Source organism: Marinobacter sp. (assembly GCF_040904845.1).
Lineage (GTDB): Bacteria > Pseudomonadota > Gammaproteobacteria > Pseudomonadales > Oleiphilaceae > Marinobacter.
The window spans coordinates 19,425-45,331 of the sequence record NZ_JBBDSR010000007.1 but is presented as its reverse complement, the minus strand read 5'-3'; the positions used below and the strand labels follow the sequence as shown (position 1 = coordinate 45,331).

Here is a 25,907-nt window from a genome sequence, read left to right as displayed (position 1 = left end):
CCCGCTAAATTCAGTCAATGCGTTCGATGATCATGGCAATGCCCTGACCAACACCAATACACATGGTGCAAAGCCCATAGCGACCATTAGTATTTTCCAGCTGGTTGAGAGCGGTGGTGACGAGTCGTGCTCCACTCATGCCAAGCGGGTGCCCAACTGCGATAGCTCCGCCATTAGGATTAACTCGGGGATCATCGTCGGCTAGCCCCAGGTCTCGCATTACTGCAAGTCCTTGTGCCGCAAACGCTTCGTTCAGTTCGATTGTATCCATGTCTTCAAGCTTTAAACCGGTTAAGGCCAGAACTTTGCGAACGGCCGGAATGGGACCGACACCCATAATCCTCGGTGGAACACCGGCAACCGCTGTAGCTATTACTTTGGCGCGAGGTTTCAGGTTGTGTTCGATGACCCCCTTTTTAGAGGCCATCAGAAGCGCGCATGCTCCATCATTAACTCCCGAGGCATTTCCAGCGGTTACCGTGCAATCAGGACCATTGACAGGTTTTAGCTTCTGCAGAGCGGTAAGGTCTGTTTGGGGGCGAGGGTGTTCGTCTTGATCCGCTGTTTTTGTCTCCTTTCTACCGTAGGGCACGGTAACTGGGACGATTTCTTTTGCGAAGAAACCTCGGCGAAGAGCATCTGCCCATCGCTGCTGGCTTCTCAATGCGAAGCTATCTTGGTCCTCTCGGCTGATTTTGAATTCTCTCGCAACGTTATCAGCCGTTTCGGGCATGCTGTCGACGCCGTATTGCGCTCGCATCAGTGGGTTGATAAAGCGCCAGCCAATAGTAGTGTCTTCGAGCTGAGTCTGCCGGGAAAATGCCTTGTCAGCTTTGCCCATGACGAAGGGTGCTCTTGTCATGGATTCCACACCACCAGCGAGTGCGAGATCTAGCTCTCCTGTTTTCAGGCCCCGAGAAACATTGCTCACAGCATCCAATCCTGAACCACATAGTCGGTTAATTGTCGTGCCGGGAACTTGATTGGTCAACCCTGCAAGTAGTGCGGCCATCCGGGCTACATTCCGATTGTCCTCACCTGCCTGGTTGGCGCACCCGAATATCACATCGTCAATTTCAGACCAATCAAATTCACCATGACGCTCTATCAGCGCTTTGATAGGCATTGCTGCAAGATCGTCAGCTCGGGTTTGTGAGAAAAGGCCACCAAAGCGGCCGATGGGTGTTCGCACTGCATCTACAATATACGCGTCCATAGTTTCTCATCCGGAGTGACTGAAAGGTTAGTTGCCGGTGAATGCCGGTTGACGTTTTTCAAAAAATGCCTGAACACCTTCCTTGTAATCATCTGACAGTCCGCAGCTTTTCTGGAGCTCCGCCTCAAGTTCAAGCTGCTCGATAAAGGTATTCTGGTAAGCAGATTCAACCGCATGTTTAATTGCAGCTAATGCCCTGGTCGGTTTTTGCGCTAGCAGGTGAGCAAAACCAAGGGATTCTCTTGCGAATTCATCGTCGTTGTAGCAGTGCCAAACTAGCCCCCAAGTTTCGGCTTTTGGGGCACTGATTGCTTCTCCGGTCATCGCCCAAGCGATAGCCCTTGCCTGGCCTATCTTTCGCGCCAATGACCAGGTTCCGCCACAATCTGGAATGAGGCCTATGTTGGCGAAGCTCTGGATGAATCGAGCTGATGACTTCGCAATAACGATATCGCATGCAAATGCTAGATTTGCCCCGGCCCCGGCAGCAACGCCATTAACAGCACAAATAACGGGTATCTTTAACGACTTTATTCTGCTGACTAGTGGGTTATAGCCATCCATTAGAGATCGGCTTAAATCAGGAGGGCGCGCTTCGGGTGAGCGGCGACGCTCATTGAGATCTTGGCCAGCGCAGAATGCTTTTCCGGCCCCGGTAATAAGAAGAGCTCGTGTGGTGCTGTCGCACCCTATGGCATCCACAGCATCCATTAACTCTTTTCGCATGATGGCATTAACACTGTTAAGCCTGTCGGGACGATTAAGAGTTATGATTGCCAGAGGTTGTCCGGTTTCCAGTTTTATGGTTTCGAAAGTCACGACTTAGAGCCCACTCTGTTTGTCTGTAGAAACGGATCTATGCAATCGACCGATTCCGTCGGATACTGTCTAGAGTAAGCTAGGGCGCTTCTATAACAACTTCCCGCTAGTTATGCGGCCATGATGAAAGGTAATGCTGCATAAGGTTCAACGCTTGTGCGCTAGAATCGGCAGCAAATTTTTTGGGCTGTTTCTTTAAGCAGGTCCTTAAAGCTGGAGTTTTTTTCGGAACCGATTGATTCAACGCTACCCGAGAGAGTAACGGCTCCGAGCAAACAATCCTGGCTGTCGAAAATGGGTACAGCTATAGCTGCTACACCGGGGAGGCGCTCACCGAAAGAGGTCTGGATGCCGCTATTGTTATCGGCATTTTTTAATACTTTGGCTGCAGCACTGTTGTCGAGTCCGAGCCGAGACCCTTCTTCCACATAATGTCTAAGCTCACCACTTCCTATCTCTCTCAAGAGGCAAATTCGCTCATTTCCATCGCGGATATAAAACGAAGCGGTTTCACCGGTTTTATCTCGAAGCGTCTTGAGATGTGGGCGAATGACTGATTCGAGATCGTTGCTTACTGGAGGCGTAGTGGAGAATCTGAACAGTGCAGTGCCTGGACGATAAAGCCCATCTACTCCACGGGCCACATAGCCAAATCGTTCAAGCGAACCCAGAATCCGTAGGATTGTGCTTTTGTGAAATTTTGTTTTCTCTGCTAATTGGGCGAGAGTCCAAGCATCTTTATCGCTTCTGAAAGTGTTCAGCAGGCTCAAGGCCCGTTCTACTGATTCAACTCGGTTTTCAGCCATTATTCGTATCCTGTTGCATCGGTCGCAATATAAACGTCGTGACGAGGCGTTGCAAAATCTGCTTTGGTGAGAGTATTCTGGTAAGCAGAATGCATTCTGTCTAGGAGAATACTGATGCAACCACTTTCGGGGTACCGCGTCCTCGATTTGACGAACGTTCTGGCTGGTCCATTTTGCTGTCACCAACTTGCCCACCTTGGTGCTGAAGTAATTAAAGTGGAGAATCCGAAAGGCGGTGACCTGGCTAGACAGCTAGGAGCAGATCCGGCGTTGAATGATGCGTTCATGGGGGCGTCGTTTCTCGCACAAAATGCAGGCAAGAAATCAGTTGTGCTAAATCTGAAGGACTCTGGTGACCGGCAGCGTTTTCTGGAGTTAGCGAAGACGGCGGATGTCATCGTAGAAAATTTCAGGCCCGGAGTTATGGCACGGCTATCTCTGGATTTTGAGCTTATCAAATCGGTAAACCCAGAAATCGTGTACTGCGCAATATCCGGTTTTGGCCAAGACGGCCCTTTGGCGAGTTATCCTGCTTATGATCAGATCATTCAGGGGATGGCGGGAGTAATGAACATCACCGGAGATCCGGACACGGCACCATACCGAGTTGGTTATCCGTTGGCTGATACTGTCGGTGGTTTGACTGCGGCGATGGCAATCAATGCTGCTCTTGCGTCCAGCGAACGAAAGGCGACTTTCATTGACGTCGCTATGCTTGACTCTGTTCTCGCAACGATGGGCTGGGCAGTATCCAACCTTTTGGTTGCGGGAAAGCCCCCGGCACCTATCGGAAATAACAATGTCACTGCGAGCCCGTCAGGAACATTTCGTACCAAGGATGGATTGATCAATATTGCTGCCAATAAACAAGAGCAATTTGAGCAACTTTGCATATTGTTGCAGCGGCCCGAATGGCGTGACGACCCCAGGTTTATAAATAGACATTCACGGCTGTCGAACCGCGAGGAACTGAGTCGTTTGATTGAGTCTCTGCTAGTGGAACAAACCACCGAGTTTTGGTGGCATACCCTGACTGAAAAGGGGGTACCGGCTGGACCAGTCTTTAGCGTGAAAGAGATGTTGAATCATCCACAGGTTAAGTCGAGAGGGTTGATTGAGGAGTTTGATTCAGAATGTATAGGTCGACCACTGAAGATTGTTAGTGGCGGTTATAGATTTAATGGTTTGCCTCCGAGAGTTGGCTCACCTCCTCCAACGCTAGGTGCCGATAATGACTCTATTTTGCCAGTTGCGAGCCAGGAGGAAAGGACCGATGAATGACTCAGTACAGAATTTCGAAGCGCAAAACCAGGCCGCAGATTGGTGGCGTACTGAAATTATCGACATGGAGCCTAACAAGATAAATTTCCGGGGCTACCCAATCGAACAACTGATAGGTCAGATATCTTTCGTGGATATGATCTGGTTCATGTTGACTGGAGCTATGCCAAGTAAGGGGGAGGCTCGCCTCATTGAGGCAGCATTGGTTGCGGGAGTCGACCATGGTCCACAGGCCCCGAGTATTGCTATCGCGCGAATGGCAATGACCTGTGGGGGCTCTTTGAATAATGCGTTGGCTTCAGCTGTAAACGTACTTGATGATGTCCATGGTGGAGCTGGAGAGCAAGCCATGATGTTGTTTCAGGATATTCGGTGGAAAGTTGAACAGGGTTTACCGATGTCCGAGGCAACCCGAGAGGGGTTAGATAAGTGGCGTTGTGAAAAAGGAAAGATCGTCCCGGGATTTGGGCACCGTTTTCACACGACGGACCCTAGAGCTCCAAGGTTAATTGGATTGGTACGTGAAGCGGCAGGCAAAGGGGTCGTGTCTGGAAACATAGCTGACATTGGCGCAGAAATTGAGAAGCAGCTTGGTGAGTCTAAATCTCGCAATATCCCCTTGAATATAGATGGCGCTACAGCAGTAATTTTTTCTGAGCTAGGTTTACCTGCGCCACTTGGCAGAGGGTTATTCTGTTTATCACGAAGCGTCGGAATCCTAGCCCATGCTTGGGAGCAGCAACTTCAAGGAGGTCGAAACAAAGGACCTTTACCAAAAGGGTGGCTTTGGAAATATGACGGCGTGCCTCCCAGAGATTTTAAGTCCGCTTAACCTTAGATTGAGCTGAGAGAAAGAATGGCTAAGCCTGGACTAGCATCATCCAATGATCTGATGACCAATATGATTGCTATCTGCTTGGGGCTGGCCAGTGCATTTATGGTTCAGACCATGCTTTTGATAGCAGTGCCTCTTTATGCACTTGAGCTTGGAGCTACCCCGCTGCTCGTCGGGATTATTCTGTCTTTTCCATATTTGCTGCCCCTGATACTGGCAATTCCGCTGGGTGGAGTGATCACCCGATATGGAGGCAAGAGAATCGTCATCGCAGGTGCGGTGGGAATGGTTGCCGGACCATGGATAATAGCGTTTCTCCCAGGTTATGGGGGGCTCATAATTGCTCAGCTAATTATCGGCATTGCACATATGGTTATGGTGTTGGCCGGGCAATCCATTATTTCCGGGCTAGGACACGGCAAGGCGCTGGAAAAGTATTTTGGATGGTACGCCACATGCCTATCCGGTGGTCAGCTCGTTGGGCCACTGTTGGCTGGATGGTTGATTGACTTAAAAGGAACGGACCTGTCGTTAATGGTGATGGGCTGGATCGGCCTTGTGGGAGTGGTCTGCGGGATTTTTCTTACTGGTAGTGCTAAGGAAGGCCAGACTACGGAACGGTCGCTTCTTGGATATAGAGCACAAGCTCGCCTGTTGAAAACTAATCCAGGCGTCAAAATCTCAATCGCTTTGACCGTTGCAGTTATGTTTGCTTTAGGAGCACATGGGAGCTTCCTTCCGGTATACCTGGAGAGTCTGTCCGTTTCTGCGACAGTAATCGGTGCGTTGGTTAGCTTGCGAGCATTTTGCGCAATGGCCGTAAGGCCATTCATGTCGTCGGTCATTGAACTTCTGGGCGGGCGGTCCGCCGCAATGGTTTGGTCATCGGTATTTGTTGCTGTAGGGCTAATGTTTACTGGTATTACTGGGAATATCTATCTTCTTGGCGTGCTTGCTGTGCTTGTGGGGATTGGTTCAGGAATATCACAGCCATTGTCAATGGTAGTACTTGCAGAGCACGTGCCTGCTGCTCAGCGCTCTAGTGCATTAGGAATGCGTCTTATGGGGAATCGTGGTGTTCAGTTCCTTGCCCCTTTAACACTGGGGATTTTGGCAGAAGCTGCGTCCTTTAGTTTAACTTTTTTTGTTGGTGGCCTATTCGTTTTTGCATTCGTTGCACTGATCGTTTTTCTAATACCCGACTTCAAAAGAGAAGTACTAGCGACAGAAAAATATTGAGTTCTAAAGAACGTCTTCTTTAATTTCATTTAGAAGCCATTCTCGGAAGATGCGCATCTTAGGAGATATTATTCGACCCTCGGGATAAATAAGATAATACGCTAATTCCCGAGTTAATGGACTGTTGAAAGGTCTTACAAGTGTGCCTGATCTAAATTCGTCTTGAAGCATCCTGGTCTGCCCCATTGCGATACCCATGTTGTCGATGGCTCCTTGGTATGCGAGGAGTGAGCTTGGAAACTCAGTTGTTTCTAAATCTTCAGGCAAGCCTACTCCCATATAGTTAAGCCAGTCTTTAAAGTCGGTTTTTCTATAATGTGACTGTAATAATGGGTATTCTAATATATCGATAGGATTAGTGATTGGGATGTCTTCTTTTATAAGATCTGGGCTGCAAACAGGTTCTATTATATCATCAAATAAATGTTCGCCTTCTCCTTCATGACTCTTTTCTCCGCATAGTTGAATGGCGGCATCTGCGTCTGATTTTGAAAAATTTATTGGAGCTACACTAGTCGAAATACGAATTGGTATCTCAGGATGTATTTCCTTGAAGCGGTTGAGTCGCTTTATTAACCATTTTGCTGCAAACGTTGTATATACCTGTATTCGAAGTGGTGATGTGAGAGAGGATCGTTGCAGACGCTCTGTAGCTGATGCAATGGCCGTGAATGCTGGCCCAATCTCCTTCTGGTAGCTTTCTCCCGCTTCTGTGAGACATACCCCGCCTTGGTCTCTGATGAAAAGCTTAATTCCCAGATAGTCCTCCAGCGTTGCAATCTGGCGGCTGACTGCGGATTGACTGACAAACAGTTCGACTGCGGCTTTCGTGAAACTGCCTTGCCGAGCTACACACTCGAACACTCGCAACGGATTGAGGGGTGGGACTTTTCTGCTCATTTTAACATCATGCGTTTTGTGAATGGGGGGGTTACAAATGCGAAGTAGTAACACCGCTTGGAAACAGTTTAACTGACAATGCACGGTTTGGGAAATGAAGGGAATATTTGAACTAAGGTTCTTGTTCAAACGTTCGATTTCCTTTTTTAAAATCAGAAATTAATATGGGGTTTTTTGATGTTCAAACAAAAACAATTGTCCGTCTTTCTATCAATTATTGTCGCAAGTGCTGTTTCGGGACCGACTTGGGCTCAAGATTCATCTTCAAAGGTGGATATTGAAACCTACGGTCACCTTAATATTGGATATATGAATGGTGACACTGGTGATGGTTCCGAAAGTTATATTGTAGATAATGATAATAGCGCCAGTCGTGTAGGTGCTAAATTAAGTGGATATGTTGATGAGCTCGGAATGACCGTGGGTGTTCATGCTGAATTGGAATATCAACAGAATGCCTCTAACCTCGTTACGTCTGAAAACCGTAGCATAGACGGTGACTTTAACGAGCGCCAACTCAACGTCTTCGCTCAGGGTGGCTTTGGTAAGGTTTCATTGGGGCAAGGCGATGGCGCAGCCAATGGCAATATTGAAAGAGACCTCTCTGGGACAAATGTTGTTTCGTTTGCAAATCCCGCTCTAATCGGTGGTGCTCTTTCCTTCATTGATCGCGGTGCAGGCGACGAAGTTGCTCTGAAGTCGGCGATGAGTGATCAGGATTTTGAGAGTCGTTATGATCGCTTGCGTTATGATGCACCTTCGCTTGGCCCGGTTGATCTATCTGTGAGTCAAGGCGTGAAGGGTAACGATGATGTAACTGAAGTGGGCGGGCGAGTTAGCGTCCCATTTGCCGGAAAACTGGCTGCAGGGCTTGGTTACTCTGTTAAAGATGTCGGCGGAGCGACTGGTGATGTCACGACCGCAGGTGGCTCGGTATCCTGGTTGCATAGCACCGGTATCAGTTTGACGGGAGCTTTCTCACGAATTGAGGACGATGATTCAACCAATCCTGATTCTGATTTTTATTTGCTAAAACTGGGTTACAAAGTGGGTAAGCATGCATTTGATGTACATTATGCAGAAGCCGAAGACCGAGCGGCAGAGGGAGATAGCGCTGATACGAAAGGGGTAGGCTATGTGTACACTCCGGTGAAATGGCTGAACCTATACGCTGGATACAATAATCATTCACTTGAGCGTCGAAGTGGAGATTATGAAGATGTGAATACTGTCCTGGTAGGTTCTCGCCTGAAATTCTAAGTGGTACCGGGAAAAAAGAAGGGGCTCAAATGAGCCCCTTCTTTTTTCTATTTTCTAAGTAGTGTGGGGGTTTTTTTAGTCCAAGCAATGATTTCACCTGCTACCGGCATCATCGAGTTCGCATCAATATGTAGGTGATGGCCTCCCTCAAGTTTGATTTGTGTGAGGCCTTTGATGGCTTTTCGACACGCATGACTAGGGTCCCGTTCGTGAATAATGCCCCGGTCTCCTTCAATAAGTAAGCTTGGGCATTGAATATTATCTAGAATGGCAACGGCCTGATCGGTTGAAAACGCTACTGGTCTCGGAGCTGTAATCTGGCGGTCGATACGTAGTCGATACCCGTTCTGAGTGTCACCTGCCAAGCTGCGAATTACGATTGGCCGCACCGCGTCGGCCGTAATTGGCAAGAGACTCTTACGGACACGCGCTTCAATGGCTTCATCAATATCTTGGTATTGTTTCTCGTGGAGGTACTCTTTTCGCTGTGCTGAGACACCACTCCTAAGCTGATCGACCAGATGTTCCGGTTCGACAAGACGGCCCAGAAGGCCATCAATCAGTACTATCCCTCGTACGAACTCGGGATAGGTTGCTGCCATGAGGTTTGCTACGCCTGCACCTAGAGAATGACCCAGAAGTGTCACCTTAGGATTACCAAGCTCATCCAGTACATCGAGTACGTCATGACAGTAACTCCACATCGAGTATTCCGAACCTGGTGGCCGATGGCGAGAGTGCCCGTGGCCGGAAAAATCGATAGCAATAATTCTTACACCGAGTTCATTTGCGATAATTGGGGCGATCCTTGAGAAGGAGGCTGCGTTGTCCATCCAGCCGTGCATAGCGATCCACAGTGGATCGCTCCGAGAACCCCAAGTCATCCCCGACAGCTTACTTTGCTTACCAGTGAACGTCCGGTTATTAGTATCGTGCGACATTGTAGCCCCCTATAAAAAAAAGCCCTCACAGTAAATGCGAGGGCAAAATCACCATGTGGAATCGGTGAGGGTCACTCGTTAGATTTTGCGCTAAGCTGAAACCGTGACAAGCGCATCTACCGCCAGTGCGCCTTTGCCATCCTCCATGACCATCAACGGGTTGATTTCAGCCTCCATGATTCCGTGGCTTTCAGATACTGCTAATTGAGAAAGTTTAACTATCGCTTCTGCTATAGCCTTGATGTCTCCTCGAGTTCTGCCTCTGAATCCTTTAAGAGCTTCAAGGGCTTTTACTTCTCCGATCATCTCCATTGCAGTGTCAAAGTTTACTGGAGCGAGACGTAAACTCCGGTCCTGATAAAGTTCTGTATAGATCCCGCCAGCTGCAACCATAACGATAGGCCCTACATCTTTGTCTCGCTTAATACCAATCAATGCTTCGCCTACTGATTTCTCCATGCGTTGTACCAGCACTCGCTCAACTTTTTCACCGGGAAGGTTCTTCTCCACGTTATGACGAATCAGGTTGATGGCCTTTCCGAGTTCTTCTTCGTTATGAATTGGAAGAACCACACCACCGATGTCTGTCTTATGAGAAATCTCACTGCTTAGTATTTTGGCTACAACTGGGTAGTCGAAAGTAAGCTTTGGAATTGGCTCGTTTACATCTACCACGATGTAATCTGCATGGGGCAGTCCAATCTCAGCAAAAAGCTCGTAAGCTGCAGCCTCGTCGATGGGGCGCGGGTTTGAGGGCCAGTTGCCGGTCGCGGTTTTGAGTTCGGGGTTCGGTTCCCGTCTGTTTAACGCTGAGGCAATAACATCACCACAGGATTCAGGCGTTCTGAAGTTGGGTACCCCTTCTTCGGTGAGAAGGACTAAGGCTTCCGGTGCCTCTGGAACGATAAAGCAGGCTAAAGGTTTCTTTTGATTGACGCTGTCAATGACGGGTTTAACCGCGAGGTTTGGATGATTTCGCGCGGATGACCCAACCACTGCAAGAACAAGATCGAACTCTTCTGCCTGGCAATAGGTATCGAGCGCTGACTTCATCACATCATACTGAGTTCCGGCCAGCGTCAGATCGAGAATCCGTCCGGATCCTCCATCAATACCAGCTGCTTGAAGCTTTTTCTGCGTTACTTCCGAGGGTGGAACAATGTCGATGCCGCGGATGCCGAGTTGATCCACGGCCATTGCTGCGCCGCCTCCAGTAGTAGTGACTACGCCAACACGTGGACGTGGGTCACCTGATTTTCGGCGCGGGGTCTTGGCCAGCAAAGGCAGCGATTCCAGAAGCCCTTCAAACGTGTCGACGCGTGCGATTCCGCAGTCTCTTAGTAACGCATCAGTAACACTGTCTTCACCAGCCAATGCGCCTGTATGAGAGACTGCAAGTTCAGCGGCAGCCTCAGAGCGCCCGAGCTTATAAGCAACCACTGGCTTGCCACGAGCCGCCGCAGCAATAGCGAAACGCTTGAGCGCCTCAGCATTGCGAGACGTTTCCAAAAATAACAGATAACCAGTGATGGTGGGGTCATCGAGTGTGGATTCACAAATTTCACCGACTGACAAGTCGCACTCACTGCCGACGGAGACCAGCGTGTTGAATCCAATACCTCTGGATCTTCCACGCGAAGTCAGCGCGCCAATAAGACTGCCACTGTGGGAGGCACAGAAGATGCCTCCTTTTGGTAAACCAGGTTCGCCAAATGCAGCATTGGCCGTGAGGGTCAGGTTTTGATGAACATTAACCAGTCCAATGCTGGACGGCCCAAGCAGACGGACGCCAGATTTACTGGCGATGTCCTTGAGGCGTTTTTCGCGCTGGACCCCGGCTGAGCCTGTTTCTGAAAAGCCGCCTGCGAGAATTGTGGCAACAGGAATTCCCAGGGCTCCGCATTCCTCAACCGCGGCAATAGCCTGTTCTGTGTTGGTGAGGATGAATGCGTGATCAGGAACTTCAGGCAAGGCGCTGAGTGATGGGTAGGCCTGCTCTCCCTGCACCTGTTCGCGGGCAGGGTTTACGTTGTAGATCGTGCCTTCAAAGCCTGCGCGTCGCAGGAACTGAAGAGGGCGAGCCGCCGTCTTTTCGGTATTATTTGAAATTCCGACCAGTGCAACGCTAGCAGGATTTAGCAACGCTTTCGCCAGGGCTTGGCCAGTAACTGCATTAGACATGAGGTAACCTCTTGGAATCATTTGGCGCGTTGGTTAAAGCGGCGCTCGAATACCGACTCTGCAATTCTGTTCTTCAGGACCTCCAAGGAGCCGCCCGCAATCATCCAGCCACGAGTCCGCTTCACGCAGTATTCGACAAGTGATTCGGAAGAAAATCCATATGCACCCATAGCTTGCATGGAGTCGTTAGCAACGTTGAAACCAGCCTCATTGCAGGCCAGCTTCGCGATTGCTGTGTCAAACGCGGTAGGTAGGGAGTTTTCACCATTTACAGCCGCGCGATACAGCAACATTTGCGCTGACTCAAGTTGCAAAGCCATCTCAGAAAATTTCCACTGTAAACCCTGGAATTCACACAGCGGCTTTCCAAACTGGGTTCGCGTCTGACAATGTTCTTTAGCGATGTTGAAGGCATATCGACCAAGAGCAAGAGCTCGGGATGCGTTGCCGATTCGCTCAACGTTAAATCCTGAAATCTGTTTTTTGAATCCACCGGGTCCAAGAAGGACGTTCGATTTGTGAATCCTGCAATTATCGAAATACAGCTGGCACCATTCTTCGCCACTCATAAAGTGCGAGGGTTGGCCCACCTGTAGGCCTGGTGCGTCTCGATCAATAATGACCGAGCCAATGCCGTCAAGGCCCGGTCCAAACCGCACGTATACCAGGTATGCTGTTGCATCTACGCTATGTGTGGAGAAGACCTTTGTGCCGTTAATGATGTAGTGGTCACCATCTTCTTTGGCGCTGGTTTTTAGCTCCGTTACTGCTGAGCCAGCCTCTGGCTCACTCATTCCAAGACCTAGCAACGTTTTTCCTGCGAGTAGGTCGGGGAGGTAGCGCTCTTTGAGTTCAGGCGAGGCGTATTCGGCAAAAGTGCGAATTGCACCGAAATTTCCTGCTTGAACAATGTCAGCGCTCTTGGGGCAGGAGGCCGCCAGCTCCTGGATCGCTATGACAGCGTCCATGAGCGTGCCGCCGATGCCGCCATCTTCTTCTTTTACAAGAATCCCGATAAGACCTTGCTCGGCCAACATTCGTGCTACTTCCCACGGGTAGCTATTAGCGTGCGCTCTTTCAAGTGCGCCACTGGCCAAGTGGGCCTGACCGAAACGTCGAACGCTGTCAGAGAACGTTTGCTGTTCTGGTGTTAAATCAAAATTCATAGCTGTCGCCTAATGTGTTGGGTTGAAGGATGGGGCAAGCTGTAACTATAGAATCCCTCCGAACCCCAGGCTTAGGCAACTTCGCATAAGTTAAGGCGGCCATGAGTTATTTGAATGCTTGCTGATTCCACGCGAAATTAAACGACTAAATTGGCGTGTCAGCATCTTGTCCCTGCTTCTCTATCAACAAGTTAGAGGGAACACGATTGAGCGCGTTGAGCGCCGTCCCTTTTCACCGAATCTGAGGGCATGATGAATGGTTATGCCCGCATTCGAAATGGTCTGTACTCAGCGCTCGAGCAATTGGGATAGTCTGCCAGTCAACAGTTCATCGAAATTTGCTCTTTATAGGGGCATCGATGAACCGAGTCGGGCCCAGGCTTCTGGGGGACTCACTGAGAGGCAGAGCTTTAAATCTGTCGATTGAATGCCACAAAAATTACAGTAAATGTGAGGTTTGACATGAAAATAAAAAAGATAGTTAAAACAATTGGGTATGCCGGAATCTGTGCTTCGCTGTGCCTCGGTACAGTAGCAACTGCAACGGAATACCGAAAGGTTGCAACTGCATCGACGACGGGTGCTTTCTACCCGATTGGCGGCGTGCTCGCCTCAATCTTGTCTGATGAAATGGAAGGTTATAATTTTACTGCAGAGGCAACAGGTGGCTCTGTCGAAAATGCCCGCCTGATCGGGTCTGGTCAGAGTGATATTGGCTTCTTTGGTGGGGATACTCTCTGGAACGCTAATCGGGCACAAGGGCCATTTGAGGGGCGCCCTGCAATCGAGCTCGCACCAATTGCGAAGCTCTACAGCATGCCGCTGCATTTCGTTACTTTGGAAGGCACTGGTATAAAAACGATAGCGGATTTGAAAGGAAAAACCGTCGCTGTAGGAGCCCCGGGCTCGGGTACAGGAAGTAAGGCAAAGATCGTACTTGAAGGCGCAGGTTTCACCTATGGTGAGGATCTGGAACCACGCCTCCTTAACTTCAGAGAAGGGGCCGACGCCCTAGTTGACGGTAACGTCGATGTAGTCGTCATTTCTGTTGGTATGCCATCAGGTAACGTCCAGGAAATTGCAGCGACACACGATTTGGTGCTGGCAAGTATTGGCGAGAAAGAACTGAAGAAAATGATAGAGGCCGCGTCTTATCTTGAGCCTTTTGTTATTCCGGCCGGCACTTACACCAGTGTTGATGAGGACGTTCAAACGATCAGTACGTCCACGTATCTTGCAGTTCGCCAGGACATGGACGAACAGGAAGTCTACAACATCTGTATGGCAGTGTTTGATAAAAACATCGACAGGTTTAAAGCAGGGCATGCCGCGCTCAGGACCACTCCGGTTGAGGAATACCCTAAGGGAATTATGCCTCTGCACGCAGGGGCTGAACGTTGCTACAAGGATATTGGGTTAGTTGAATAAATAGACTTTCAAGACCATTCGGCTCCCGTTAATAAACGGGAGCATTCTTACTTGCCGAGGTGACATTATGGTGCGGCACTACACCATTTTTATATTTGCCATGCTGATTTCTGGCTTCAGCCTCTATACTGGTATCTTTGGTAGTTTGACGCCGGTTCTTCAACGCGGTTTTCATGTTACCTTGATTATTGCGTTAATCTTCCTTGTTCATCCTATGAAGAGGGGTGGAGTCTTTGGTCAAATTGTCGACCTTATTCTTTTTGCAGCAATAATTGCATCTGGTCTTTACTTGTACGAAGCCTATCAGACGATAAACCAGCGTATTGGTTATCTCACTATCTGGGATCGTCTGTTTGGATCTGCCTTTATTGTAATTCTACTCGAGGCATGTCGGCGCGTAGTTGGTTGGCCTCTGACAATTATCGCTCTGGTTTTCTTGGGATATGGTTTTTTTGGATACGTCGTTCCTGGAAGTTTCGGTCATGGTGGTTATGGTCTAGATCGTATTGTTACAACGATGTTCTTGACTACTGAAGGTATATTTGGTCCGGCGGCGGCTGCAGCAGCAACATTTGTTGCCATATTCATTATTTTCGGGACATTTTTGGAAAAGACTGGCGGAAGCCAGATATTTATTGACTTAGCTACGGCAATTGGTGGCAGGCGTCGCGGTGGTCCTGCAAAAGTTGCAGTATTCGCCAGCGCTTTGACAGGCTCTATCAATGGTAGTCCAGTAGCAAACGTCACTACGACTGGCATTTTTACCATCCCGCTAATGAAACGGGTTGGCTATAAGCCGCATGTCTCAGGCGCTATTGAATCAGTTGCATCTTGTGGTGGCTCTGTGCTCCCGCCCGTAATGGGGGTGGGTGCTTTCGTCATGTCTGAAATGGCAGGTATTGCTTATGCAGATATTGTCATTGCTGCAATCCTGCCGGCTATTCTTTATTTTGTGTCGATCTTCTTTGTAGTCGATTTTGAAGCGGCAAAACGTCAGTTGAAGGGGTTGAACAAAGAGGACCTTCCTGACCTTAAAAAAACTCTCAAAGCTAGTCTTCTTTTGCTGATTCCCTTGGTTGTACTTGTCTATTTCCTGGTGTTCGCGAAGGTGTCTGTGACGCGTTCTGCCTTGTTTGCTATCGGCGCAACCATTGTTGTTGGATATTTTAATCCGATTGAGCGCCTAAACTTCCGAAAAATCATCGAAATTCTTGAGGTGTCTGCGAAGCGAATGCTATTGGTTTCCGTAGCTTGTGCTGCGGCGGGCCTGGTTGTAGGAATTATTACCCTGTCAGGAGTTGGCTTAAAACTGTCTGGCGTTCTAATGACTCTGGGTGAAAATTCGCTGCTCTTGAGCTTGGGGCTTGTGATGCTCGGTACCCTTGTTATTGGGATGGGATTACCTCCAACGCCCGCTTATATCGTTTTCTCGGTTCTTTCTGTGCCGGCTTTGCTAGAGCTTGGGGTTAGTGCATTGGCAGCGCATTTATTTGTTTTCTATTTTGCATCCTTTGCACCAATTACACCGCCAGTTTCATTGGCTGCCTATACGGCTGCAGGAATAGCGGGCAGTAAACCGATGGGGACAGGTATGACCGCTTTCCTGTTCTCATTGCCAGCTTTCATGATTCCGTTTCTTTTCATATACGAGCCGGGATTATTACTGGACGGTGATATTCAGTCGATCGCAACTACCTTTATTACGTCTGCGTTGGGTATTGTCGCGTTTGCCACGGTCACAGTTGGCTGGTTCATCTCTAATCTAAACCTCTGGCAGAGGGGGGTGATTGCGATTGGAGCGTTCACGCTGATTATTCCCGATGGTACGACGGATTTGATTGGTGTGGCCGTCATTGCTGCGGTTCTGATTCAGATTCTCGTATTGCGCAGAAAAGTTTCTTCGGAGTCAGTAAATGGCCACGCTTGAACGTAGCCAGCACTCCTGCTCAACCCAATTTGAGGACAATCGAATGTCTTTACTAATGAGCGCGTCTGAAAAGGCTTGTGGCCTTGCAAGCAGGCCTATTTCGCCGACCACGTTGCATGAGACAAAGCGGGTCGTAATGGACTGGTTTGCGGCAACTTTGCCAGGAACCATCACTCCGCTTGTCGGCTCTCTGAAAGATGCGATGACAGACGATCTGTTTGATCAGAAGGGAAAAGGCTCGAGTATTCTTGGCGACGTTAGGCGGGGCTCACCGCGCACCGCTGCCTTTATTAATGGCACGGCTTCGCATGTTGTTGAGTTCGATGACATTTTCCGTGATGCGCTCTACCACCCCGGGAGTCCCGTGATAGCTGCGGCCTTCGCCTTGGGTGAAGCCAGGAATGTCACCGGTATGGAGTTTATTCGTGCAGTGATTTGTGGTTACGAAGTGTCAACTAGGATCGGTGCCGCTGTGCAGCCGGCACACTACAAGCATTGGCATACCACAGGAACAGTCGGGTGTTTTGGGGCGGCTGCTGCCGCTGCTGCAATACTCAAGCTGCCTCCCCGGAAGTTTGCTCATGCGCTATCGACAGTTGGGACCTTTGCAGCTGGCTTGCGTGAGGCGTTTCAGTCTGACGCTATGAGTAAGCCTCTTCATGCTGGCCGTGCTGCGGAAGCAGGTATTACGGCGGCTCTGCTTGCAGAAAAGGGATTTACCGGCGCTGAAGCGATTCTTGAAGGTGACGCAGGTTTTGGTGTTGCGATGGCGGATGGCGATGTGGATTGGTACGGTGTATTTGACGACATTGGTGAGACATTCAATATCGAATCGGTCACTTTAAAGAATCACGGCTGTTGTGGGCATACCTTCGCTGCTATTGATGCTGCTCTCGCTCTCGTTAAAACCCACAAATTTACCTGGAAGGAAGTCGAGCACGTTGAGATCGAAACATATCGAACCGCAGTACAAGTTGTAGGTCGTGATGACGTCAAGACGTCGTTCGATGCTCGATTTAGCGTTTTCTTCACTTTAGCAACTGCTTTGGTCTATGGAAGTGTACGGCTGAATGCGTTCGGTCCTGAGCGGCTTGCTGATCCTGCTATACGATCCGTAATGGATCGCATCAGCTTATCGGTTAACGAGGAGCTAGAGAGCAGCTACCCCAAAAGGCGAGGTGCCCTCGTCCGCATAACTTATCGTGGAGGCCACGTTGTTGAATATCTACAACGGTTCCGGCATGGCGATCCGGAGGAGCCACTTACTGATGAGGAACTCTCAGATAAATTTTACGAGTTGGCCACGCCCGTAATTGGTTGCGAATCAGCGGAATTGTTGAGTGATCAGATTGCGAACCTGGATACCCTTGATCTTGCGGATTTGCTCGGCACATTGAATAGAACCACTCGGTAAAGCCGGTTTTAGACAACACAAATTTAAGTTTATAGGGGAGAAGAAACTTTGGATAGCGAGGTTTTTTACGAGCGTAAGGGGTCTTTGGGTATTATCCGAATTAATAATCCACCAGTGAACGCATTAAGCCAGAGTGTCAGGCGAGGCATTCTTAAAGGGCTTGATCAAGCTTTAGCGGATGTAGAAGTGTCGTCGATTGGAATATGTTGCGAGGGAAAAACATTCATTGCTGGTGCGGATATAAAAGAGTTCGGAAAGCCCCCGGAGGCGCCGTTTCTGCCTGAAGTGACGGATGCCATCGAGGCGAGTAGAAAACCTGTGGTTGCAATGATTCATGGGACCGCCTTAGGTGGGGGGTTGGAAATCGCTTTGGCATCCCACTATCGGATAGCAAGTCGCGATTCGAAATTCGGCATGCCTGAAGTGAACCTGGGATTGATACCAGGAGCCGGAGGCACACAGCGTCTTCCACGATTGATCGGTGTTCCTCTTGCGACCAATATGATTGCTCGTAGTGAAAAAATTGACGCAGTTAAAGCGTTGGAGGTTGGTCTCGTTGACGAGGTTGTCGATAACGATTCTTTATTTGCGAAAGGCTACGACTTTGCCCGTGAGGTGGCAACAAAAGAGCATGCCCATCCTCTGGTTAGTAATCGCCCCATTCCTGACCGCGAGAGCGCGCATAGATGGCTTGCCAATGAGGAGGGCGATTTGGAGCGACGCTCGAAAGGACGAAAATCGCCCTTGCGATCCCTCCAGGCTATTCGGTCTTCGCTGGACCTGCCTTTTGATGAAGGCTGTGCAGAAGAGAGAAAAATTTTCCTTGAAATGAAGGACTCTAAAGAGCACCAGGGGCTTACGCACGCCTTTCTAGCCGAACGTGAGGCTTTCCGTGTGTCGGGACTTGATTATGGTAAAGCAAAGACCATTCGTTCTGTAGCAGTTATCGGTGCAGGAACAATGGGACGCGGGATTGCGATCAGCTTCCTGGATGCTGGTATCCCTGTGCGCCTTTTTGAAATTAAAAGCAGCGCGCTTGAAAACGGCGTTGAAGTTATATGCAGTCATTATGATCGAATGGTTTCGAAAGGTCGGCTCGACGTTACGGAGGCCAGTAAACGTAAACAGCAGCTATCTTCAACTCTTGAATACACTGATTTGTCTGATGTGGATTTGGTGATTGAAGCAGCAATTGAAAATATGGAAATTAAGTGCAGTATTTTTAAGGAGCTAGACCGGGTGTGTCGTCTTGGGACAATGCTGGCAACCAATACATCGACCTTGGATCTCGACCAGATTGCCGGAGCAACCAGCAGACCGGAAGATGTTGTAGGGCTACACTTTTTTAGTCCCGCCAACATTATGAGATTGCTGGAAGTGGTATCGGGAAAAGAGACCTCCGATGTTACTAAGGCGACAGCAATGACTCTTGCTAAACGATTGCGCAAAGTCGGCGTGTTAGTGGGGAATTGTTATGGGTTTGTTGGGAATCGAATCTTATACAGTCGATTGCCGGAGGCACTTTGCCTCGTAGCACAAGGAGCTACTCCGGCCCAAGTTGACCGTGTTCTGACAGATTTCGGTTTTCCGATGGGGCAGTTTGCGATGTCTGATTTAGCGGGCCTGGACATTGGCTATAATGCTCGAGAGGGGCGTAGAAAAACTGGTGAACACGTCCCACGAACATGGCTGGACGAATTAGTTGAGAAAGGCCGGCTGGGTCAAAAAAGTGGGGAGGGGGTTTATCGTTATGAGGAGGGGAGCCGAACACCCATTGAAGATAACCAAGTAGATCAGATAATCGACGATTATCGCTCTGCTCAAGGCATCACCCCTCGAGTGGTAACAGATTCAGAAATTCTAGAACGGTGCCTTTACGTAATGGTTAATGAAGCCTTCAAGATTCTGGATGAGGGTATTGCAGGCCGTGAAATCGATATTGATGTAGTTTGGAACAGTGGATATGGATTCCCCTCATATAGGGGAGGGTTAATGTTCTGGGCCCGTGAAATGGGTCTCGACAGGATTTTTGAGCGAGTGCAGGCATATTGTGAATTGGATGGTGGTGAGCAGTGGAAGCCAGCTCAGGGTCTGGAGCGCGAAGTTTTTGGTTCGTAAGGCTATTGAAAGTCTCGTGAGGAGGTAAGGCGGGTCCTTAACTGGTGGTATTTAATAATAAGCATTCAGATTCCATTGATCTTAAAAAGAGTTTTATAGGCTATGAGTGAGGTCTATTTTAATCGGGTTTCGAATTCGCAAATTGTTCTGAAAGAATTGATGGTCCCATCCTATGAAAATTTCAATGGAAAAGTTCATGGTGGGGTAGTCTTGTCGTTAATGGACAAGATTGCTTACGCATGTGCCGCATCACATTCCAAGCGATACTGTGTTACGGCGTCCGTGGATAAAGTGGATTTTCTGAATCCAGTCGAGGTTGGCGAATTGTTAACATTGTATTCGTCTGTGAACTACACAGGAAAAACCTCGATGGAAATAGGCATTAGAGTGGTTTCTGAAGATTTCAAGACGGGTATTTTTAAGCATACTAATACCTCATACTTCACAATGGTTGCTTTGGATAAAGAGACCAAAGTTCCGAAGAATGTTCCTGGATTAGTTTTAGAAACTGAAGATGAAATCCGGAGGTTTATAGAAGGCAAGCTCCGAAGAAAACTCAAACACTTACATAAGAACGATATGTTTGATGCGAGGAAAGAACTTGATATGAGGATAGAGCTTGATTCACTGACTAGTGAAAACTGTCGGGTGGTCAAATAAAATATACCCGGTTCTCGACGCCGGGAGCTGCAATTCCATGAGCACTTTACGCTTTGGCTGAAAAGCCCCTTCGATCTCGATGCCTGTCAGGCGTCACCCCCTGCTTACATAATGATCCGCATAAATCCTTTTAAAGGCGAAGCCAGGCCCAGATAACGGCAGGGGATGGCTTCCTGTCCGGGAGTTTTGCGATGGATCATTACGATGTTGTTGTGCTGGGTGGAGGCAATGCGGGACTTTGTGCGGCGCTGTCCGCCCGCGAGACCGGTGCCCGGGTGGCGTTGCTGGAGCGTGCGCCGGAAACCGAAAAGGGGGGTAACTCCGCCCACACCGGCGGCGCATTCCGGGTGGCCTACGATGGCGTGGATGACCTGAAACGGCTGGTGCCGGATCTGCTGGACAGTGAGATCGAAACCTCTGATTTCGGAACCTACAGCGCTGAGGACTTTTTTGACGAACTGGCGGTTCAGAGCCAGTACCGGGCAGACCCGGATGTTCTGGATACGGTGGTCACCGACAGCCTGGATACGCTGGAATGGATGACGGGCAAGGGCGTTCGGTTTATGCCCATTTATGGTCGGCAGGCGTTCAAGGTTGATGGCAAGTATAAGTTCTGGGGTGGCCTGACGATCGAAGTCTCAGGAGGCGGCCTTGGCCTCGTTGATGCGCTGACCCGGCGCGCTACCAAAGACGACGTTGATATTCTCTATGGATGCCGCGCCAGATCGCTTACCCGAAACGGAGAAGGGTGGCAGGTTCACTGCGCAAGTGGTCAGGACTATACGGCCGGCTCCGTGATTATTGCTACCGGTGGTTTTCACGCCAACCTGCGATGGCGCACCCAGTTTCTGGGGCCGGGCTGGGATCTGGCGAAGGTTCGGGGTTCCCGCTTCAACACCGGTGATGGCATTGAATTGGCGCTGGATGTAGGCGCTGCGGCCCATGGTAACTGGTCTGGCTGTCACGCGGTTTTCTATGATCTCAATGCGCCCGCCATGGGCGACATCAACCTTCTGAACATGCAGAAAAACTACTTCCACCTGGGGGTGGTTGTTAACGCCGATGGCGAACGTTTCTTTGATGAGGGCGTGGATTTTCGCAACTACACCTATTCCTCAATGGGGGCAAGGGTGCTCAAGCAGCCCGGTGGTGTGGCCTGGCAGATCTTCGATCAACACTCCGAACACCTGCTGCCGGATGAGTATCGCATTCGGCAGGCTACCCGTATTGAGGCAGGCTCCCTGGAGGAACTGGCGGGAAAGCTGGACGGGATAAATGCAAAAGGCCTGTTGAATACCCTGAATGCCTTCAATCACGCCGTCGATGAAAATACGTCATTTAACCCCGCCGTTCGTGATGGCCGCTCCACCCGGGGCCTGGGCATTCCCAAATCCAACTGGGCTAACCCTCTGACCAAACCTCCGTTTGTCGCCTACGCCGTTACTTGCGGCATTACCTTTACGTTCGGCGGGCTCAAGGTGGACAGCCAGGCGCGAGTGCTTGATGAGGACGATCAGCCAATCAAAGGGCTATACGCGGCCGGAGAGCTGGTAGGGAATCTGTACTTCGTGAAATACGCCGGTGGTGCGGGCCTCACATCCGGTTCCGTTCTTGGCCGGATTGCCGGCCAGGACGCAGCGACTCTCACAAACACCGACTCATGACGTTGTAAGGAACCTGTTCAATGACCATTCGAATCTGGCACCAAAGCTTCACCGTTCTAAGTGACCTCGGAGCCTACGACCGTGCCCTGAAGTCTCATTTCCGGAAGGTGGCGCGTCCTGATACGGAAATCCACATGCACGGTATGAAACCCGGGACATACCGCAGCAATTACCCGGGCGAGGATATCAAGCATGCGTCGCTGCAGTATCTCCATGGCCTGCAGTTCATGGCTAACGGGCTGAATGCCGAGGAACAGGGTTTTGACGCCTATGCCATCAGCACCCTGCCGGAACCGGCACTCAGAGAGATTCGCAGCCTGCTGACCATCCCGGTGGTGGGCTATGGTGAATCCGCAATGCTAACCGCCTGCATGCTCGGGCGTCGATTCGGCGTACTGGTGTTTATCGATGAGCTGGCCGAGTTGGTTACTGACAACGCTTATCGCCATGGGCTCCGCGACAGGCTGGCGGATGTGCGTCATGTGGGCTTCCGCTTTGCTGACGTTCTGGCGGCTTTTGATGACCCGACTGAACTTCTGGATCGGTTTCGGGTGTCTGCGCGGGAACTGATCAGGCAGGGAGCCGAGGTGATCATCCCGGGCGAGGCACCGTTGAATGTGCTGCTGGCGACCCATGGCGTCAGTGAAGTGGATGGTGTTCCGGTATTGGATTCACTGGGTGCGTGGATCAAACAGGCCGAAGCCATGGTGGACCTGCAGCGCGCCAACGGCACCCACACCTGCAATACCGGCTATTTCTCTGCCCGCCCGGATGGCGAGCGGGTCCGTGAGATTTTCAGTTTTTATGGCTTGAGTGAGCGCTTTCTGGATAAGGCGCAGGAGGTAGGTAATGAGTAATTCTGTTGAGGCGGATCTGGTTGTTGTTGGCGGTGGTCTGGCTGGCTTCTGTGCGGCGCTTGCCGGTGCCGAATCCGGGCTGAGTGTTCTGTTGCTGGAAAAGACGGATGCCATCGGTGGTTCGTCTGCAATGAGTGGTGGTTGCCTGGCATTTGCCGGTACAGACTTGCAACAGGAATACGGTATCGAGGACTCGCCCGAAACCCTCTACCAGGATCTCGTGAAGGTTGGCAAGGGTGAAGCGGATGAGTCGCTGGTCCGGGCCTATACCGATCTGCAGTTGGATACCTACGAGTGGCTGAGGAAACACGGGGTCGAATTCCAGCCGGTGATTGAAGCCGCTTCCGGGCAGTCAGTGCCCCGGGTACACAGTGTGGACCCGGCCGATATGGTGCGCCAGTTGGAAAAAGCGGCACGGGCCACTGGCAAAGTGGACGTAAGGTTCAATATCCGTGCCCGCCGTCTGATCCGCAACGCGGCAGGGCGGGTCACCGGGCTGACGGCCACCAGCAACGGCGAAGAGCTGACCATTACCGGCGATAAAGGCGTGGTGCTGGCTTCCGGCGGCTTCGTCAAGGATCAGGACATGATCCACCGCTTCGCGCCCCTGTATGACAACGCGGTGTTTATTGGCGGTGAAGGTAACGAAGGCGATGGCCTGAGAATGGCATGGGCACTGGGTGCAGATGTACGCGACATGGTCCACATCAAGGGTACCTTCGGCAAGCATCCGATGGATGAGATGAATCATCATGCCTGCCTGGCAGTCTACAAGGGTGCCGTCGCGGTGAACCAGGAAGGCAAACGATACGTCGATGAATCGCTATCCTACAAACTGCTGGGCGATGCCTGCATGCAGCAGTCCTACGGCGTGACCTACCAGATACTGGACCGGGGTATCATGGAAAGTGGTGACAACCGGGTCAGGATTCTTGATTTCGAACGCCGGCTGGAGGAAGGGCTTTTTGTGGAAGCCGAGTCGCTGCAGGAACTGGCGAAACTGCTGGAGCTGCCCGAGGACGTTTTCCTGGCCGAAGTCGAAGCCTACAACCAGGCAGTTGCGGATAACGAAGCGCCTGAATTCGAACGCAAGCATCTGGTTCACGAGCACGGTGAGCTACGCACCATCAGTGAGCCGCCCTTCTACGCCTACCCTTCTACTGCGGCGGTCTTTGGCACCTACTGCGGGGTAAAAGTTGACCCGACAATGCAAGTGTTCGATGTATTCGAGGAGCCCATTGAAGGACTGCTCGCGGCCGGTGAAATGGTGGGCGGCTTCCACGGCGCGGCCTATATGACCGGTTCTGCGCTGGGCAAGGCGGCAGTATTCGGGCGCATTGCTGCGATGACCGCGGCGGCCTGAGACCGCACAACCAACGAGGAGTGAACATGGATATTCTCGTACTGCTGGCGGGCGTGGCGGACAGCCGCTATCCGCTTCACGAAGTCAGTCTTGACGGTAACGGTGATCTGGCAGAAACCGGTCAGACCCGAAGGGTCCTCGGCCCCTTCGATGAAGGCGCGCTGGAACTGGCCCTGAAACTGCGGGACAAGAGCGAGACCACGCGAGTGCACGTGCTGGTTCTGGGTGGTCCCAACGAGGACGCCCTTGCCCGCACGGTGGCCGCGTTCAAGCCCGACAGCCTGCGGGTGCTGGAACTTCAGCCCTGCCGGCCCTGGGATTCGGCACTGACTGCATCCCAGTTAGGAGCGTTTATACGCTCCGATAACAGCGTTCCCGATCTGGTATTTGTGGGGCGTGAATTTGGCGATCTGGATGAGGGCAGTATCCCGGTATTGCTGGCCGGTGAGCTGGAAATGCCGATGTTTCCATTGACCCAGTTTGCTCAGTGGCGGGGTGGACAGGAGCAGGAGCAGGAGCAGGAACAGGTGCGCCTGATGCGTGAGCGTGGCACCTCCCGGGAATGGCTTGCGCTCGACAACACGTCGTACCTCGCAACCGTGACTAACGACAAGCGCAACAAGCTTCGTCATCCACTGATGAAAAACGTCATGATGGCCAAAAAGCAGCCGGTCGATAAGGTTTGCCAGGCAACAGATAAGGCTGCCGGCGTAACCGCGACCTCGATGACAGATCCGGAAACGACCGAACGCAATGTGCAGTGCCGGATGCTGGAGGGCAGTGTGCAGGATCAGGCGGCGGCGATTGCCGACTACATCAGGCAGGCAGCGGGCTAGGAGGAAGTATGGATCAGACAAATCAGATGTCCCGAATCGTGGGTGTGGTTCCGGGAGCTTGGGGCAATGAAGCTGTAGAGACGACGCTGGCGGCTCTGCAGTCCGTGTGTGGTGACATGGCGGATTGTGACCTGCTGGTGCCCGGAGACGCTGGTATTGAACAGGTCCGCGAGCTGGCCGGTCATGCCGGAATCAAGCGGGTCCATTGCATCACTGGTGATGGCGCGGCTGACAGAGCAGAGCCAGACGTAGCGGCCAGACTGGTCAGTGAAGCGCTGAGCCAGACTGGAGGAAGTGAACCAGCCACGCTGATTTTGACCCCTCCTGGTCCCGATGGCGAGGAGCTGGCGGCGCGGGTTGCCTTCCACATGAACGGGAACGCCCTGGGCCGTTGTGAGAATGTCCGTGTCGAGGATCACGGAGTTGTGGCTACCCGGTCGGCATGGGGAGGGCGCAAGCAGCTTGTGCTGAACGTATCTGGTGGCCTGTCCGTTGCGTCTATGCGCGCCGGCAAACCGGTGCTGGATTCATCCCGCAGTGAGGCGGAGCAATTCGCTATCGATGTAAATGTGGAACTGCCCCCAGAACCTTCGCTGGATCAGGAGCCCACCGGTGAGAGCCTGCCACCGGTTGAGAGTGCCAGGTTTGTGGTGTCGGGTGGTCGTGGCCTGAATGAGGAAGGGTTTGCCCAGTTGGAACAGATTGCCCGTAAGGCAAAAGGCACGCTTGGTGGCAGTCTGCCGGCGGTGGATGCCGGGCTGGTACCAGTGGTGAGACAGGTTGGTATATCCGGAAAATTTGTAACGCCCGAACTTTATTTTGCCGTGGGGATCTCCGGCACGCCGCAGCATATGGCGGGAGTCAGCCCGGACACCCGGATTGTAGCGATTAACAAGGATCCCGAGGCACCCATATTCAGCATGGCGGAAGCGGGCGTTGTTGGCGAGTGGCAACAGTTGCTGCCGGAGATTCTGAAAGCGCTGGACGATTAGGCCG

General features: G+C 51.1%; 21 protein-coding genes. 14 read left to right on the top strand and 7 right to left on the bottom strand.

Features of this window, described 5'->3' with window-relative positions; translation table 11 throughout:
* Positions 1-10: 10 nt before the first annotated feature.
* The 3 genes from pcaF to WD429_RS01000 form a co-directional block, all read right to left on the bottom strand.
* Positions 11-1,216, bottom strand: coding sequence for a 3-oxoadipyl-CoA thiolase (pcaF, locus tag WD429_RS01010; RefSeq protein ID WP_368420306.1), 1,206 nt, complete (start codon positions 1,214-1,216; stop codon positions 11-13).
* A 27-nt stretch (positions 1,217-1,243) separates the two neighbouring features.
* Positions 1,244-2,035, bottom strand: a complete 792-nt coding sequence (locus WD429_RS01005; protein WP_368420305.1) for an enoyl-CoA hydratase-related protein — start codon at positions 2,033-2,035, stop codon at positions 1,244-1,246.
* A 161-nt stretch (positions 2,036-2,196) separates the two neighbouring features.
* On the bottom strand, positions 2,197-2,841 hold the full coding sequence (locus tag WD429_RS01000; RefSeq protein ID WP_368420304.1) for an IclR family transcriptional regulator: 645 nt from the start codon (positions 2,839-2,841) through the stop codon (positions 2,197-2,199).
* 114 nt (positions 2,842-2,955) lie between these two features.
* On the opposite strand from WD429_RS01000, the gene WD429_RS00995 reads away from it, so the two are divergent.
* Genes WD429_RS00995 through WD429_RS00985 form a run of 3 tightly spaced genes read left to right on the top strand, consistent with a single transcriptional unit; the run spans position 2,956 to position 6,196 of the window.
* Positions 2,956-4,122 carry a CaiB/BaiF CoA transferase family protein gene (locus tag WD429_RS00995; RefSeq protein WP_368420303.1) on the top strand — a complete coding sequence of 389 codons (1,167 nt, stop codon included), beginning with the start codon at positions 2,956-2,958 and terminating at the stop codon, positions 4,120-4,122.
* On the top strand, positions 4,115-4,954 hold the full coding sequence (locus WD429_RS00990) for a citryl-CoA lyase (RefSeq protein ID WP_368420302.1): 840 nt from the start codon (positions 4,115-4,117) through the stop codon (positions 4,952-4,954). Before WD429_RS00995 ends, WD429_RS00990 begins: the two co-directional genes overlap by 8 nt.
* Before the next feature lie 24 nt (positions 4,955-4,978).
* Positions 4,979-6,196: an MFS transporter gene (locus WD429_RS00985; RefSeq protein WP_368420301.1), complete on the top strand. Its 1,218-nt coding sequence runs from the start codon at positions 4,979-4,981 to the stop codon at positions 6,194-6,196.
* 3 nt (positions 6,197-6,199) lie between these two features.
* Here WD429_RS00985 and WD429_RS00980 read toward each other — a convergent pair whose 3' ends face one another.
* On the bottom strand, positions 6,200-7,096 hold the full coding sequence (locus WD429_RS00980) for a LysR substrate-binding domain-containing protein (RefSeq protein ID WP_368420300.1): 897 nt from the start codon (positions 7,094-7,096) through the stop codon (positions 6,200-6,202).
* Between the two features lie 177 nt (positions 7,097-7,273).
* Here WD429_RS00980 and WD429_RS00975 point away from each other — a divergent pair, with 177 nt between their 5' ends.
* Entirely contained in the window at positions 7,274-8,356 is a 1,083-nt protein-coding gene (locus tag WD429_RS00975) for a porin (protein ID WP_368420299.1), read from the top strand.
* Between the two features lie 47 nt (positions 8,357-8,403).
* Here the strand turns inward: WD429_RS00975 and WD429_RS00970 are convergent, their stop codons facing one another.
* The 3 genes from WD429_RS00970 to WD429_RS00960 all read right to left on the bottom strand — a co-directional run bounded on the left by WD429_RS00970 (position 8,404) and on the right by WD429_RS00960 (position 12,644).
* Positions 8,404-9,297 (bottom strand): alpha/beta fold hydrolase, encoded by an 894-nt coding sequence (locus WD429_RS00970; protein WP_368420298.1) that lies wholly within the window; start codon positions 9,295-9,297, stop codon positions 8,404-8,406.
* Between the two features lie 90 nt (positions 9,298-9,387).
* On the bottom strand, positions 9,388-11,478 hold the full coding sequence (locus WD429_RS00965) for an acetate--CoA ligase family protein (protein WP_368420297.1): 2,091 nt from the start codon (positions 11,476-11,478) through the stop codon (positions 9,388-9,390).
* Between the two features lie 17 nt (positions 11,479-11,495).
* A complete protein-coding gene (locus tag WD429_RS00960) occupies positions 11,496-12,644 on the bottom strand; it encodes an acyl-CoA dehydrogenase family protein (RefSeq protein WP_368420296.1) in 1,149 nt (382 codons plus the stop codon).
* Between the two features lie 462 nt (positions 12,645-13,106).
* Between WD429_RS00960 and WD429_RS00955 the strand changes: the two genes are divergently transcribed.
* The 10 genes from WD429_RS00955 to WD429_RS00910 all read left to right on the top strand — a co-directional run bounded on the left by WD429_RS00955 (position 13,107) and on the right by WD429_RS00910 (position 25,903).
* On the top strand, positions 13,107-14,072 hold the full coding sequence (locus WD429_RS00955) for a TAXI family TRAP transporter solute-binding subunit (RefSeq protein ID WP_368420295.1): 966 nt from the start codon (positions 13,107-13,109) through the stop codon (positions 14,070-14,072).
* A gap of 67 nt (positions 14,073-14,139) precedes the next feature.
* Positions 14,140-15,999, top strand: a complete 1,860-nt coding sequence (locus WD429_RS00950) for a TRAP transporter permease (RefSeq protein ID WP_368420294.1) — start codon at positions 14,140-14,142, stop codon at positions 15,997-15,999.
* Positions 15,986-17,413, top strand: a complete 1,428-nt coding sequence (locus tag WD429_RS00945) for an MmgE/PrpD family protein (RefSeq protein WP_368420293.1) — start codon at positions 15,986-15,988, stop codon at positions 17,411-17,413. The genes WD429_RS00950 and WD429_RS00945 overlap by 14 nt, the downstream gene beginning before the upstream one ends.
* Positions 17,414-17,461: 48 nt before the next feature.
* Positions 17,462-19,531, top strand: coding sequence for a 3-hydroxyacyl-CoA dehydrogenase NAD-binding domain-containing protein (locus WD429_RS00940; RefSeq protein WP_368420292.1), 2,070 nt, complete (start codon positions 17,462-17,464; stop codon positions 19,529-19,531).
* Between the two features lie 102 nt (positions 19,532-19,633).
* Entirely contained in the window at positions 19,634-20,191 is a 558-nt protein-coding gene (locus WD429_RS00935) for an acyl-CoA thioesterase (protein ID WP_368420291.1), read from the top strand.
* 152 nt (positions 20,192-20,343) lie between these two features.
* The gene (tcuA, locus tag WD429_RS00930) at positions 20,344-21,855 is read left to right on the top strand and encodes an FAD-dependent tricarballylate dehydrogenase TcuA (RefSeq protein ID WP_368420324.1); all 1,512 of its coding nucleotides are present in this window, start codon (positions 20,344-20,346) and stop codon (positions 21,853-21,855) included.
* Positions 21,856-21,875: 20 nt separating this feature from the next.
* The gene (locus WD429_RS00925; RefSeq protein ID WP_368420290.1) at positions 21,876-22,712 is read left to right on the top strand and encodes an aspartate/glutamate racemase family protein; all 837 of its coding nucleotides are present in this window, start codon (positions 21,876-21,878) and stop codon (positions 22,710-22,712) included.
* Positions 22,705-24,075 (top strand): flavocytochrome c, encoded by a 1,371-nt coding sequence (locus tag WD429_RS00920; RefSeq protein ID WP_368420289.1) that lies wholly within the window; start codon positions 22,705-22,707, stop codon positions 24,073-24,075. Before WD429_RS00925 ends, WD429_RS00920 begins: the two co-directional genes overlap by 8 nt.
* Positions 24,076-24,101: 26 nt before the next feature.
* Entirely contained in the window at positions 24,102-24,911 is an 810-nt protein-coding gene (locus WD429_RS00915) for an electron transfer flavoprotein subunit beta (RefSeq protein WP_368420288.1), read from the top strand.
* Between the two features lie 8 nt (positions 24,912-24,919).
* A complete protein-coding gene (locus WD429_RS00910) occupies positions 24,920-25,903 on the top strand; it encodes an electron transfer flavoprotein subunit alpha/FixB family protein (RefSeq protein WP_368420287.1) in 984 nt (327 codons plus the stop codon).
* The last annotated feature ends 4 nt before the right edge of the window (positions 25,904-25,907 follow it).